Raw genomic sequence first — 13,245 nt, forward strand, 5'->3', positions numbered from 1 at the left:
ACCGCAACGGGTTCCGGGGGATTCGCGTGAAACTACTAGCTCTCCAGCGACGCCGGCGGGTTGAAGCGGTCGCCGTACTTGGCGGCCAGCTCCTTGGCGCGGGCCACGAAGGCCTCCTTGCCGACCCCGCCAGGTCCTTCGTAACCGACGATGAACTGGGCCGAGCCACCGGTGTACGGCGGGAAGCCGATACCCATGATGGAGCCGATGTTCGCGTCGGCGGTCGAGGTGAGCACGCCCTCGTCGAGGCACTTCTGGGTTTCCAGCGCCTCGGCGAACAGCATGCGGTCGATGGCGTCCTGCAGCGGGATCGAGCTGCTGCCCGAGTTGAACGTCTCCCGCAGGCCCGGCCACAGACCGACCCGCTTACCGTCGGCGTACTCGTAGAAGCCGGCACCGGAAAGCCGTGAAGGACGGCCGATTTCGATCATCTTCTCCACGACGGCCTCGGCCGGGTGCGCCACGTAGGTGCCACCCTCGTCCTCGACACCCTTGCGCGAGGCGACGGCGATCTTGTGCATCAGCTCCAGGTTGAGCTCATCGGAGAGCTGCAGCGGCGCGGCCGGGTAGCCGGCCTGCGATCCGGCCTGCTCGATGGTGGCGGGCTCGACACCCTCACCCAGCATGGCCAGCGCCTCGTTGACGAAGGTGCCGATGACGCGGCTGGTGAAGAAGCCGCGGCTGTCGTTGACCACGATCGGGGTCTTCTTGATGGCCAGCGTGTAGTCGAACACCCGGGCCAGCGCCTCGTCGGAGGTCTTCTCGCCCTTGATGATCTCCACCAGCGGCATCTTGTCGACCGGCGAGAAGAAGTGGATACCGATGAAATCCTCCTGGCGCTTCACCCCACTGGCCAGGCCGGTGATGGGCAGCGTGGAGGTGTTCGAGCCGAGGATGGCGTTGGGCTCGACGATGTCCTCGATCTCCTGGAACACCTTGTGCTTGAGTTCCTGGCTCTCGAACACGGCCTCGATCACGAAGTCGACACCCTTGAGGTCGGCCGCGTCCGCGGTCGGGGTGATCTTGGCGAGCAGCGCGTCGGATTTCTCCTGCGTGGTCTTGCCACGCTTGAGTGCCTTGGCCTCGATGCCCTCGGAGTAGGCCTTGCCCTTCTGGGCGGCTTCGATGGTGACGTCCTTGAGCACCACGTCGTAGCCGGCCTTGGCCGACACGTAGGCGATACCGGCGCCCATCATGCCCGCGCCCAGCACGCCGATCTTCTTGATCGGCACCGGGGCGATGCCCTCGGGACGCGAGGCACCGCCGTTGATGGCCTGCAGATCCAGGAAGAACGCCTGGATCATGTTCTTGGCGACCTGACCGGTGACCAGCTGGGTGAAGTAGCGGCTCTCGATGCGCGACGCGGTGTCGAAGTCCACCTGCGCGCCCTCGACGGCGGCGTCCAGGATGGCGCGCGGCGCGGGCATCGGGGCGCCCTTGAGCTGCTTCTTCAGCAGCGCCGGGAAGGACGGCAGGATGGCCGCCAGCGCCGGGGTGGACGGGGTGCCGCCGGGGATCTTGTAGCCCTTGACGTCCCACGGCTGTACGCCACCCTCGGGGTTGGCCTTGATCCACGCCTTGGCGGCCGGGATCAGCTCGTCGACGCTGGCGACGAGTTCGTCGACCAGGCCGACCTCCTTGGCCTTGGCCGCGGTGAACCGGGTGCCCTGGCTCAGGATCTCCATGAAGGCCTTCTGGATGCCGAACATGCGCACCGTGCGGGTCACACCGCCGCCACCGGGCAGCAGGCCCAGGGTGACCTCGGGCAGGCCGATCTGCACACCCTTGACGTCGGCGGCGATGCGGTGGTGAGTGGCCAGCGCGATCTCCAGGCCGCCACCGAGGGCGGCACCGTTGATGGCCGCGACGACGGGCTTGCCGAGGGTCTCCAGGGTGCGCAGGTCGCGCTTGATGGTCTCGACCTCGTTGAACGCATCGGCCGCATTGTCGGGGCCGATGTTGATCATGGCCTTGAGGTCACCGCCGGCGAAGAACGTCTTCTTGGCGCTGGCGATCACCACACCGGTGATCTCCTCCTGCTCGGCGAAGAGGCGTTCGACGGCGTTGTGCATCGACTCCTTGTAGTGCTCGTTCATCACATTGGCCGAACCCGTCGGGTCGTCCAGGGTGAGGGTGACGATGCCGTCGGCGTCCTTGTCCCAGTGAATGGTGTTCTCGGTCATGTGCAGTTCTCCCTAGACGCGCTCGATGATGGTGGCCACGCCCATGCCGCCGCCGATGCACAGCGTGACCAGGGCACGCCGCGCGCCGCGGCGCTCGAGCTCGTCGACCATGGTTCCGGTGATCATGGCGCCGGTGGCGCCCAGCGGGTGGCCCATGGCGATGGCGCCACCGTTGACGTTGAGCTTCTCGTCCGGGATGTTCAGGTCCTTCTGGAACTTCAGGACGACGGAGGCGAACGCCTCGTTGAGCTCGAACAGGTCGATGTCGTCGACGGTCAGCCCGGCCCGGTCGAGCACCTTCTTGGTGGCCGGGGTGGGACCGGTGAGCATGATGACCGGGTCGGCGCCGCTGGTGGCGGTGGCCACGATGCGCGCCCGCGGGGTCAGGCCCTGGCTCTGGCCGGCCTTCTCGCTGCCGATGAGCAGCAGGGCCGCGCCGTCGACGATGCCGGAGCTGTTGCCGCCGGTGTGCACGTGGTTGATCTTCTCGACGTAGTGGTACTTCTGCAGCGCCACATCGTCGAAACCGCCCATCGCGCCGATACCGTCGAACGCGGTCTTGAGCTTGCCCAGGCTCTCCACGGTGGAGCCCGGCCGCATGTGCTCGTCGTGGTCCAGGATGACCAGACCGTTCTGGTCCTTCACCGGCACCACGGACTTGGCGAAGTAGCCGCCCGACCAGGCCGCCGCCGCGCGCTCCTGCGAGCGGGCCGCGTAGGCGTCGACGTCCTCACGGGAGAAGCCCTCGATGGTGGCGATCAGGTCGGCACCGATGCCCTGCGGGACGAAACCGATGCGGTAGTTGGTCTCCGGGTCGGACGCCCAGGCACCGCCGTCGGACCCCATCGGGACGCGGCTCATGGACTCCACACCGCCGGCCAGCACCAGGTCGTCCCAGCCGGAGCGGACCTTCTGGGCGGCCAGGTTCACGGCCTCCAGGCCGGACGCGCAGAACCGGTTGAGCTGGAAGCCGCCGGTGGTCTCGGGCAGCTTGGCCACCAGACCGGCGGTGCGGGCGATATCGCCACCCTGATCGCCGACCGGGGAGACGACACCAAGGATGACGTCGCTGATCAGGTTCTCGTCCAGATCGGGGTACCGGCTGCGGATCTCCTCGATCAGGCCGACCACGAGGTTGACGGGCTTGACCTCGTTGAGAGCGCCGCCGCGCTGCTTACCGCGCGGCGTGCGAATGGCCTCGTAGATGAAGGCTTCTTCGGACATGTGTAGTTCCCTTTCGGGTGGGTGACGGGATCGTCGGTGGGGACGCAGGTCCACTGGTCGCGAAGCCTAACAAAAGCGCAAACCAACCTGTTGGTTGGGCGCCCGCCGAGGCTCCCGATCACCCACTACACGGTCACACCGCGCGCGGTTCCTCCAGCTCAGCCAGGGTGGGGTAGTCGATGTAACCTTCGGCACCCGGGGCATAGAAGGTGGCCACATCCGGCTCGTTGAGTTCCGCGCCCAGCAACAACCGGTCGATCAGATCGGGGTTGGCCAGAAACGCCCGGCCCACCGCGACGGCACTGACCGCGCCCCACTCGGCGTAGCTCTCCAGTTGGCAGAAATCGGTGCCGGTATTGCGACCGGTGTTGAGCACCAGGGTGTCCGACCACAGGGCACGCAGCACGCCGAATTCCCGCGCGCTCGGCTCGATCAGCACGTGCAGATAGGCGATGCCCAGCGGGGCGATCCGGTTCAGCAGTGCCTCGTACGCGGCGACGGTGTCGTTCTCGCGCATGTCGCCCGCGGTGTTTCCCGGCGAGATGCGCAACCCGACCCGGCCCGCGCCGATCTCGTCGGCGACGGCCTCGACCACCTCGGCGGTCAGCCGGGCCCGGTTCTCCGGGGAGCCGCCGTACGCGTCGGTGCGCTGGTTCACCACGTCGGACGAGAATTGGTGCAGCAGATAGCCGTTGGCGCCGTGGATCTCCACGCCGTCCAGGCCGGCGTCGACGGCGCGGCGGGCGGCGGCCCGGAAATCGGCGACGATGCCGGGGATCTCGTCGGTGCGCAGCGCGCGGGGCACCACGAGCTGCTGCTTACCGGACGGGGTGTGGGTGGTCATGTCCGCGGCGACGGCCGACGGCGCGACAGGCTCGATGCCGCCGTTGACCTCCGGGTGCCCCATCCGCCCGACGTGCCACAGCTGCATGAAGATCCGGCCCCCGGCGTGGTGCACCGCGTCGGCGATCTCGGCCCACTTCTCCTGATGCCGGTCGGTGTAGTTGCCGGGGGTGTTCATGTAGGCGCCGTTGGCGGCCTCGGAGATCGCGGTGGCCTCGGTGATGATCACGCCGGCACCGGCCCGCTGCGCGTAGTACAGCGCCGCCAGGTCCGACGGCGTGCCGTCGTCCTGCGCCCGGGACCGGGTCAGGGGTGCCATGAAGATCCGGTTCCGCGCTTCGATGTCGCCGACGCGGATCGGCTTCAGCAGGGCGGCGTCGGGGGCGAGGGTGAAGGCCATGTGCTGGTAAGCGCCACCGGCCGGCGATTCATTCCGGTCTGTGCGCAGTTCCACATGAGATGCGAATCTTGACATGAGACTGGCATCTCATTAGGTTTGCCGCCATGGCTCTCTCCCCCGCCGAGATGGACGACAAGCTCGACGAGCACTTCGCCTTCGAGGCCCGCGACGACCTCGACGGGGTGCTGGCCACCCTCGCCCCCGACGCCGAACACGACGTCGTCGGCTGGCCCACCGGGGTTGCGCACGGCCGGGAAAGCGCGGGCACGTTCTACGCGACGTTGTTCGCCGACCTCTCCGACGGTTCCATCGAGACCGTCCGGCGCCTCTACGGCGAGGACTTCGTCGTCGACGAATCCCTGTGGCGCGGCCGCGCCTCCGGGCGCCCCTTCGGTCTGGACGGCCGCGGTCGGCCCCTGGAGTTCCGCCTGCTGCACGTCTTCCAGTTCGACGGCGACGGCGCGATCGCCCGGGAGAACGTCTGGATCGACCTGGCCGCGCTGATCAACCAACTGCCGCAGGACTGATGGCACGTCCCAACCAAACCGCGCGCACCCGCAAGGATCTGCTCCGCGCCGCCTCCCGGCTGATGAAGCAGGGCCAGAAGTTCACGCTGGAGGACGTCGCCGCCGAGGCGTCGGTATCCCGCGCGACGGCTTATCGCTACTTCTCCAGCGTGGAGGCCCTGCTGGTGGAGGCACCGGTCGACGGTGTCACCCCGGGCCCGGACGACCTCTTCGACGGAGTGGCCAGCACCGACCCCGTCGAGCGGTTACTCATGGTGGACACCGCCCTGCACGACATGATCGCCGACAACGAACCTGCCCTGCGCTTGATGTTGGCCCAGACGTTGCAGCGCACCGATGCCGACGACGTACCCGTCCGGCAGAACCGGCGCACCGCGCTGATCGAGGCCGCGTTGGCGCCCGCCCGGCACCAGTTCACCCCCACCGCTCTGGCCGCGCTGACCCGGGCCCTTGCCGTGATCATCGGCACCGAGTCGATGGTGGTCACCAAAGATGTGCTGCGCCTGGACGATAGCGATGCCCGAGAGGTGCGGCACTGGGCCATCCGCGCGCTGGTGGAGTCGGCACGGCGTCCCAACGCCTAGGCTCGGACAGCATGACGGTGTCGCGGCTTCAGCCGTATGCGGTGACGATCTTCGCCGAGATGTCCGCGCTGGCGGCTCGGATCGGTGCGGTGAACCTGGGCCAGGGTTTCCCCGACGAGGACGGGCCGGCCGGCATGCTCAAGGTGGCCCAGGACGCCATCGCCGAGGGGGTCAACCAGTACCCGCCCGGCCCCGGGATCCCGGCGCTGCGGGAGGCGATCGCGCGGCAGCGGGCCCGGCACTACGGCATGCAGTACGACCCCGACACCGAGGTGCTGGTGACGGTGGGTGCCACCGAGGCCATCGCCGCCGCCGTCATCGGGCTGGTGGAACCCGGCTCCGAGGTGCTGGTGATCGAACCGTTCTACGACTCGTACTCCCCCGTCATCGCCATGGCGGGGTGCATCCGCAAGGTGGTGCCGATGGTGCCCGACGGCCGGGGCTTCGCCCTGGATCTGGAGGCGCTGCGCGCCGCCGTCGGGCCCCAGACCCGGGCGCTGATCCTCAACTCGCCGCACAACCCGACCGGGATGGTGCTCACCGACGCCGAGCTCAGCGCCATCGCCGATCTGGCGGTGGCCGCCGACCTGGTGGTCATCACCGACGAGGTCTACGAGGCGCTGGTGTACACCGACACCGACTACCTCCGGCATCTGCCGCTGGCGCGTTACCCCGGCATGGCCGAACGCACGGTGACCATCTCCAGCGCGGCCAAGATGTTCAACGTGACCGGCTGGAAGATCGGATGGGCTTGCGGCCCGGCCGAACTCATCGCCGGGCTGCGGGCGGCCAAACAGTTCCTCACCTATGTCGGCGGGGCACCGTTCCAGCCTGCGGTGGCCTACGCCCTGGACCACGAGGACGCCTGGGTGCACGATCTGCGCGACAGCCTGCACCGTAAGCGGGACCGGCTGGCCGGCGCGCTGACCGATCTCGGTTTCGCGGTGCACGACAGCCACGGCACCTACTTCCTGTGCGCGGATCCGCGTCCGCTCGGTTATCACGACAGCTCGGCGTTCTGCGCCGAACTGCCGCACAAGGCCGGGGTGGCCGCCATCCCGATGTCGGCGTTCTGCGCCGACACCGACAACGGCTGGAATCACCTGGTGCGCTTCGCGTTCTGCAAGCGCGACGACACGCTGGACGAGGCGATCCGGCGATTGGGCGTGCTCCGGACGAGCTGACACGCAACGATGGTCGGTGTGAACGCGATTCCCGAACCGACGCTGGCCCGTATCGACGCCCTGCTCGCCGATGTCGACGCCGACCTGGCCGCACACTATCCCGGGGACCGCCCGCAACCGCAGCCGGTGCACACCGTGTACATCAGCGCCGCGGACGCCTCCCCGGACACCCCGGCGGTGTGGGGTGCGGCCGCGGTGGAACTGCTGGACCGGCACGCCGCGGTGTTCGCGGAATTGGGTTCGGCCGAGGTGCTGGACCTGGTGCGCCGGCGCCTGACCGAGGCGCCGATCGCCGATCTGCGCCTGGATTTCGAGGACGGGTACGGCCGCCGCGGTGACACCGTGGAGGACGCCGACGCCCTCCGCGCCGGGCAGACCCTGCGGGCGGCACGGCTGGGTTCGTGCGGGATCCGGTTCAAGGGGCTGACGCTGGCCGACCGGCCGCGCGCGGTGCGCACGCTGGAACTGGTGCTCGACGGCGGCCTGCCGGACGGGTTCGTCTTCACCGTGCCCAAACTGCGTGCGGCCGAACAGGTCACCGCGACGGTGTGGGTGTGCGAGGCGCTGGAGCATGCGCACGGGTTGCCCGCCGGGGCGCTGCGGTTCGAGTTGCAGATCGAGAGCCCGCAGGCGGTGCTCGGTGCGGACGGGACCGCGGCACTGGCCCGGGCGCTGCACCTGGCCGAGGGGCGGTGCACCGGACTGCATTACGGCACCTATGACTACAGCGCCGCCTGCGGTATCACCCCGCAGCACCAGTCACTGGAGCATCCGGTGGCCGACCATGCCAAGGCCGTCATGCTGACCGCCGCCGCGCAGACCGGGGTCTGGGTGGCCGACGGGTCCACCCAGGTGAATCCGGTGGGCAGCGAAACCGAAGTGCAGCGGGCGATCCGGCGCCATCACCGGCTGGTCACCCGATCCTTGGAGCGCGGTTACTACCAGGGCTGGGATATGCATCCCGGGCACCTGGTGACCCGGTGGCTGGCGACGTTCAGCTTCTTCCGGTCCGCGCTGGCCGCCGCCGCGCCGCGCCTGCAGGCGTATCTGGACCGCCGCGGCGGGGCCGTGGTCGACGAACCCGCCACCGCGGAGGCGCTGGCCGCGGTGGTGCTGCGCGGGCTGGATTGCGGTGCGTTCGGCATCGCGGACGTGCTGGCGCAGGCACCCAGCGCCGACCTGGCGACGTTACGGGCGCTGAAGTCGCGCCAGGTGTGAATCGCCGCGGAAAATCGCCCCTCGCGCCACAGAGGATTCACATTCGAGTACCGATCTACCTATGCCCGGCCTGTGCCAACTCGTCACCATTCGATGACAGAGGTCGGGAGGGGTCATGGGTTATGGGCGTGGCACGGCATTGACAGCGATCGCGTCGGCGGCCGTGTGGGTGGCTGCATGCGGCGGTGATATCACCGACGACCAGACCACGACGCGTTCGACCACCCGATTCAGCGTGCCGTTGCCGACCACCTCGCCGACTCCTTCGACCTCGGCCACATGGACCGACACCACCACAACGCAAACGACATCGGCGTACACCAGCACGACCACGTTGACGACGACGACCCTGCCCACGCCGTCCACCACGACCCAACTGACCACCACGACGATATCCACCACTCCGATGACCACCACGACGACATCTCCCACCCCCACCCCATGAGCGAAACGTCATCACGGGGGCGTTCACCCGACCAATGGTTGAGTCTGGCAACGCTTTTCGTGGCACCGACATCACTGATCACGGGGCTGTGCTACTTCTTCGGGCTTCTGTCGATCCGACACCGTCTTCAGTACTTCGGCGTCGATCCTTCCGCGCTCGGTTACACGTCGGCCGACTATGTGGTCGCCACCATCGGCACCTTCTTCTTCGCGGCACTGCGTGCGCTTCTGGTGTGTGCCGTCGTGCTGATGTTGGCCGTGGCGGTACGACGGTGGGCCGCATCGCAACGCCACAGCACCTTGTTGCGGGTGGTCGCTTGGGGCGCTCTGGGGTTCGGAGCGATGGCGCTCGGTGCCGCCGGTATCTGGCTGGTGACCGATTACCCCCTGATCGACAAGGTGCTGCACCCGGTGATCGGCAGCGACGGTCCGGTGTATACGGCGTGGGCGATCGTGGGCGGCGTCGGTGGCCTCGCCGCCGGTTATTGGATGCTGGTGATCAGCGGTGGCCTGCACGCCGGGAAGCGATTGCCCAGAATTGCAGAGCGTGGACTGTTGGCCCTGGCCGTCACGGGCACGGTGGTGGCGCTGTTCTGGATCACCGACATGTACGCCGCCGAATTCGGCGACCGCAACGGCGCGTACGCGGCCAGCCGGTTGTGGCCCAGCGATGGCAATTACACTGCGGTACAGCTGGACACGAGCGACGCGCTGAACCTGCCAGCGGATCTCGTCAAGATGTCGGTGCTGCCCGGCGCCACCCCGAACGGACCGCCGACCTACCGCTACGAATGCCTGCGGGTACTGGAGGTCCATGGTGGGAAACTCGTCCTCGTTCCCGCCAAATGGCAGCGCGACCGTGGCTACGCCATCACGGTGACACCCGATTCGGGACATCGCGTCACCAACATCGTCAGGTCCGCCGCGACGGGCAACGATGCCAACGTCACCCCGTTCTGGCAGTGTCCGGAGGTGGTGCGCACATATCGGGACGGCGATCTCGCCTCGGTGCTCGTCGAACCCGCAGTGGTTCAAACCATCGTGGGTGGGCGCGATCTCGCCGCTCGGGCGACTGCCATCCGCCCCGACCCTCCGTCGGATGAACGCTGTGCGGCGGCGCTGCCGATGTATCCCGATGAGAGTAGATCGGCCCAGCAGAGCGATATCACCGGCACTTCGCCGTCGGGCAAGTTGTGGGTGCGACAACGTATCGCGACCTTCCCCGATGCGATGGCTGCCGCCAATTTCATGGTTGCCACACAATCGCACTGGACCGATTGCGCCGGGGCGACCGTCATCGTGCACCGCTCCGATCCCCCACAGCCCAGGACCTTGTCAGCACCTGGCGTGCAAGACAACATCCTGGCAGTGACGGATTCGCCCGCAGGGAGCGCCGCCGCGGACTGCGCGACTGCTGTCGCTGCGAAGTCGAATGTGGTCGTCCGAGTGGAAGTCTGCGGCGCTGACCAACCGTTGATGGCGGTCGGCGTTGCGTCGGCGATACGCGATCGAATCCCGGCCTGAATCCGGCCGGCCAGGACACCTACGCGAACGGGTACGGTCCCCCGAACGTACCGAGCTGCACAGTGTGACTGACCAGGCCGTCGCCCTCGCTCCAGGAGTGCAGCAGGTAGCCTCGCGGGCCGTCGTGACTGGACGGGCGCGCCGTGGCGGCGAGCTGCAGGTCGATCTGTGTCGCGGTGCTCGGGCTCGTGCACAGCACCGTCCCGGCCCAGCGCTTCACCATGGGCCGGTGCACATGCCCGCACAGCACCGCCTCGACGTTGCCGAACCGCGCGACGACGCCGCGCAGTGACGACTCGTCGAAATAGCGGTATTCGTCCATATACGGTATGCCGCTGACCAGCGGAGGGTGGTGCAGCATCACCACCGTCGGCTTGTCCGGCCGCTGGGCCAGAGTGTCTGCGAGCCAGTCCAATCCGGCCTGATCGACATGACCGTGATGCAACCCCGGGACCGTGGAGTCCAGGCCGATGATCCGCACCGGATGGTCGTCGACACAGTAGTGCAGCGGCCCACGCGACGGCAGATACCCGTGATCGGAGAATGCGGCCCGAAAATACTCCCGGTCGTCGTGGTTACCCGGGATCACCAAGTGCGGAATGGGAAGCGCGGCAAGGATATCCCGCACCATCGCGTACTCGTCCGGCCGGCCCTCGTCCACCAGGTCGCCGGTGACGAGCACCAGGTCGGGACGGGCATCCAGCGCCAGAACGTGCTGAATCGCCTCGGCGAAAGCGCGATTGGAGTCCACGACCCCGTGGTAGAGCACGCCGGGCGGACGGACGTGCGGGTCCGACAACTGCGCGATCAGCACATCACGCGTTCCGTGTACCGCTTCTCCGGCGGCGCGGCGAACTCCCCGCGCTCGGACGTCCGCAGGCCGAGAGTGATCAGCGACTGCACCGTCAACGTCGCGGCGGCCACCCCGTCGATCACCGGCACCCCGAGGTCCGCCGAGATCGCGGCGCACATGTCCGCCATACCGGCACAGCCCAGCACGATGGCATCGGAGCCGTCGGCTTCCAGCGCTTCCCGGCAGGCCTCGGTGATGATCTTGCGGGCATCGGGGTCGGTGTCGAGGTCCAGCACGGCGATCTCGCAGGCGTGGATGCCGCGGCAGAACCGGTGCATGCCATAGTGTTCGGCCAGGTCGGCGGCGCGGCCCATGGTGCGGGCCAGCGTGGTCACCACGCTGAAGCCGCGACCCAGGTGGCTGGCGGTGTGCATGCCGGCCTCGGCGATGCCGATCACCGGCCCGCGGGCCAGCTCACGGGCGGCGTCCAGGCCGGGATCCCCGAAACACGCGATGACGTAACCGTCGACACCCTGGTCTTCGCCGCGCCGGACGGCGTCCAACAGTCCGGGCACGCTCATCGCCTCGTCGTAGTGACTCTCGATGGACGGTGGACCGAATTCCGATGTCACGCCGGTGATCTCGGTGCCCGGTCCGGCCACCGCCCGGGCGCATGCCTCGATGGTGGAGGTCATGGCCCGGGTGGTGTTGGGATTGATCACCCAGATCTTCACGACACCGACTCGGCGACCGAGGCGTCGCGGCGGGCCAGCAGATAGTAGAGACCGAACGCGACACCGCAGCCGATGAACCAGCTGTACTGCGCGGCGGTGTGCATACCGTAGACGGTGCCACCGAGCAGCACGGGGATCACGGCCAGCACGGCACCGACGACGGTGGCGATCACCGCGACCTTGTTGTATCCCTTGGTGTACCAGTACTTTCCGGTCTCATCCATGGTGAACAGGTCGTCGATGACCACCTTCTCCTTGCGGATCAGGTAGAAGTCGGCAATCAGCACACCGAACAGCGGGCCGATGAAGGCGCCCAGCGTCTCCAGCGTGTAGTGGATGACCTCCGGATTGTTGTACAGGTTCCACGGGGTGATCAGCACCGAGCCGACGGCGGCGATCATGCCGCCGGCGCGCCAGCTGATGCGCTGCGGGCTGACGTTGGAGAAGTCGAACGCGGGCGAGATGAAGTTGGCGACGATGTTGATGCCGATGGTGGCGATGGTGAAGGTCAAGGCGCCCAGCACGATCGCGAAGGTGCTGTCGATCCGCGCCACCGTTTCCACCGGGTCGGTGATCAGCTCGCCGAACACCGGCAGCGTCAGCGACGCGGTGACCACCACCAGCACCGAGAACACCAGGAAGTTCACCGGCAGGCCGAGGAAGTTGCCCTTCTTGACCGCGGCGAACGTCTTGCCGTAGCGGGAGAAGTCGCCGAAGTTGAGCATCGGCCCGGAGAAGTAGGACACCACCAGCGCGATCGCGCCGAGCATCACCGGGACCGACGACCAGCCGGTGTACTTCACGTCGCCGAGGTTGAGATCGATTGCACCCCAACCGGCTTTGAAGATCAGGTAGCCGCACAGGATGAACATCACGACGTACACGGCCGGGCCGCAGAAGTCGATGAACTTGCGGATGGACTCCATGCCGCGCCAGAACACGCACGCCTGCAGCACCCACAGCAGCAGGAAGCTGCCCCAGCCCAGCAGGGACAACCCGGCGAACCCGTAGTCGTCCACCTTGGCGTACGGCGCCAGCGCCGGGAAGAGCTTCACCAGCACGATGTCCAGTGCGGCCGAGGCCAGGAAGGTCTGGATGCCGTACCACGCCACCGCGATCAGGCCGCGGATGATGGCCGGGATGTTGGCGCCCAGGACGCCGAACACGGTGCGACAGATCACCGGATACGGCACACCGGCCAACTGGCTGGGTTTGGCCACCAGATTGCACAGGAAGTACACGATGCTGATGCCCACCAGCAGCGCGACCAGCACCTGCCAGCTGGCCAGACCCAAGGCGAACAGGCTGCCCGCGGTGACGTAGCCACCGACGCTGTGCACATCGGACATCCAGAACGCGAAGATGTTGTAGGAGCCCCAGGTCTGCTTGCGCAGCGGGGCCAGGTCTTCATTGGTCAGCCGCGGGTCGTACCCGGGCTTGATCTCACCACCGCCGACCGGGTGACCGGCCGCTTCCACGATGTCACCGGCGCCGACCATGGCGCCGGGAGGCAGGTCGTTCTTGGGGATGACGGTATCGGTCATAGCCGGTGACGCTAGAAACCAGGTGTTTCCCTGGCGTTTCACA

12 protein-coding genes are annotated in these 13,245 nt (G+C 67.7%); 5 read left to right on the top strand and 7 right to left on the bottom strand.

Annotated features, from left to right (window positions below; genetic code table 11):
- Positions 1 to 35: 35 nt before the first annotated feature.
- From BN977_RS09975 to BN977_RS09985, 3 genes are all read right to left on the bottom strand, one after another.
- The gene (locus BN977_RS09975) at positions 36 to 2,183 is read right to left on the bottom strand and encodes a 3-hydroxyacyl-CoA dehydrogenase NAD-binding domain-containing protein (RefSeq protein WP_036397401.1); all 2,148 of its coding nucleotides are present in this window, start codon (positions 2,181 to 2,183) and stop codon (positions 36 to 38) included.
- Positions 2,184 to 2,195: 12 nt separating this feature from the next.
- The gene (locus BN977_RS09980) at positions 2,196 to 3,407 is read right to left on the bottom strand and encodes an acetyl-CoA C-acetyltransferase (RefSeq protein WP_024449977.1); all 1,212 of its coding nucleotides are present in this window, start codon (positions 3,405 to 3,407) and stop codon (positions 2,196 to 2,198) included.
- A gap of 133 nt (positions 3,408 to 3,540) precedes the next feature.
- Positions 3,541 to 4,650 (bottom strand): alkene reductase, encoded by a 1,110-nt coding sequence (locus BN977_RS09985; protein WP_036398834.1) that lies wholly within the window; start codon positions 4,648 to 4,650, stop codon positions 3,541 to 3,543.
- Positions 4,651 to 4,754: 104 nt separating this feature from the next.
- On the opposite strand from BN977_RS09985, the gene BN977_RS09990 reads away from it, so the two are divergent.
- The 4 genes from BN977_RS09990 to BN977_RS10005 are packed head-to-tail and all read left to right on the top strand — an operon-like array spanning position 4,755 to position 8,163.
- Positions 4,755 to 5,177, top strand: coding sequence for an ester cyclase (locus BN977_RS09990; RefSeq protein ID WP_036397402.1), 423 nt, complete (start codon positions 4,755 to 4,757; stop codon positions 5,175 to 5,177).
- Positions 5,177 to 5,761, top strand: coding sequence for a TetR/AcrR family transcriptional regulator (locus BN977_RS09995; RefSeq protein WP_036397404.1), 585 nt, complete (start codon positions 5,177 to 5,179; stop codon positions 5,759 to 5,761). Before BN977_RS09990 ends, BN977_RS09995 begins: the two co-directional genes overlap by 1 nt.
- Positions 5,762 to 5,772: 11 nt before the next feature.
- A complete protein-coding gene (locus BN977_RS10000) occupies positions 5,773 to 6,945 on the top strand; it encodes a pyridoxal phosphate-dependent aminotransferase (protein ID WP_036397406.1) in 1,173 nt (390 codons plus the stop codon).
- Positions 6,946 to 6,954: 9 nt separating this feature from the next.
- The gene (locus tag BN977_RS10005) at positions 6,955 to 8,163 is read left to right on the top strand and encodes a DUF6986 family protein (RefSeq protein WP_051561235.1); all 1,209 of its coding nucleotides are present in this window, start codon (positions 6,955 to 6,957) and stop codon (positions 8,161 to 8,163) included.
- A gap of 120 nt (positions 8,164 to 8,283) precedes the next feature.
- Here the strand turns inward: BN977_RS10005 and BN977_RS32850 are convergent, their stop codons facing one another.
- On the bottom strand, positions 8,284 to 8,454 hold the full coding sequence (locus BN977_RS32850) for a hypothetical protein (RefSeq protein WP_165576311.1): 171 nt from the start codon (positions 8,452 to 8,454) through the stop codon (positions 8,284 to 8,286).
- On the opposite strand from BN977_RS32850, the gene BN977_RS10015 reads away from it, so the two are divergent.
- The gene (locus tag BN977_RS10015; RefSeq protein ID WP_084172464.1) at positions 8,443 to 10,131 is read left to right on the top strand and encodes a sensor domain-containing protein; all 1,689 of its coding nucleotides are present in this window, start codon (positions 8,443 to 8,445) and stop codon (positions 10,129 to 10,131) included. The genes BN977_RS32850 and BN977_RS10015 overlap by 12 nt on opposite strands.
- Before the next feature lie 19 nt (positions 10,132 to 10,150).
- Here BN977_RS10015 and BN977_RS10020 read toward each other — a convergent pair whose 3' ends face one another.
- From BN977_RS10020 to BN977_RS10030, 3 genes are read right to left on the bottom strand one after another with little or no spacing between them, the layout of a single operon-like run.
- Positions 10,151 to 10,945: a phosphodiesterase gene (locus BN977_RS10020; RefSeq protein ID WP_036397411.1), complete on the bottom strand. Its 795-nt coding sequence runs from the start codon at positions 10,943 to 10,945 to the stop codon at positions 10,151 to 10,153.
- The gene (locus tag BN977_RS10025; RefSeq protein WP_036397413.1) at positions 10,939 to 11,658 is read right to left on the bottom strand and encodes an aspartate/glutamate racemase family protein; all 720 of its coding nucleotides are present in this window, start codon (positions 11,656 to 11,658) and stop codon (positions 10,939 to 10,941) included. Before BN977_RS10025 ends, BN977_RS10020 begins: the two co-directional genes overlap by 7 nt.
- Complete coding sequence (locus BN977_RS10030) at positions 11,655 to 13,202, bottom strand: NCS1 family nucleobase:cation symporter-1 (protein ID WP_024449987.1); 1,548 nt, start codon at positions 13,200 to 13,202, stop codon at positions 11,655 to 11,657. Before BN977_RS10030 ends, BN977_RS10025 begins: the two co-directional genes overlap by 4 nt.
- Positions 13,203 to 13,245: the final 43 nt, after the last annotated feature.

It is taken from the genome of Mycolicibacterium cosmeticum (genome assembly GCF_000613185.1).
Taxonomy (GTDB): domain Bacteria; phylum Actinomycetota; class Actinomycetes; order Mycobacteriales; family Mycobacteriaceae; genus Mycobacterium; species Mycobacterium cosmeticum.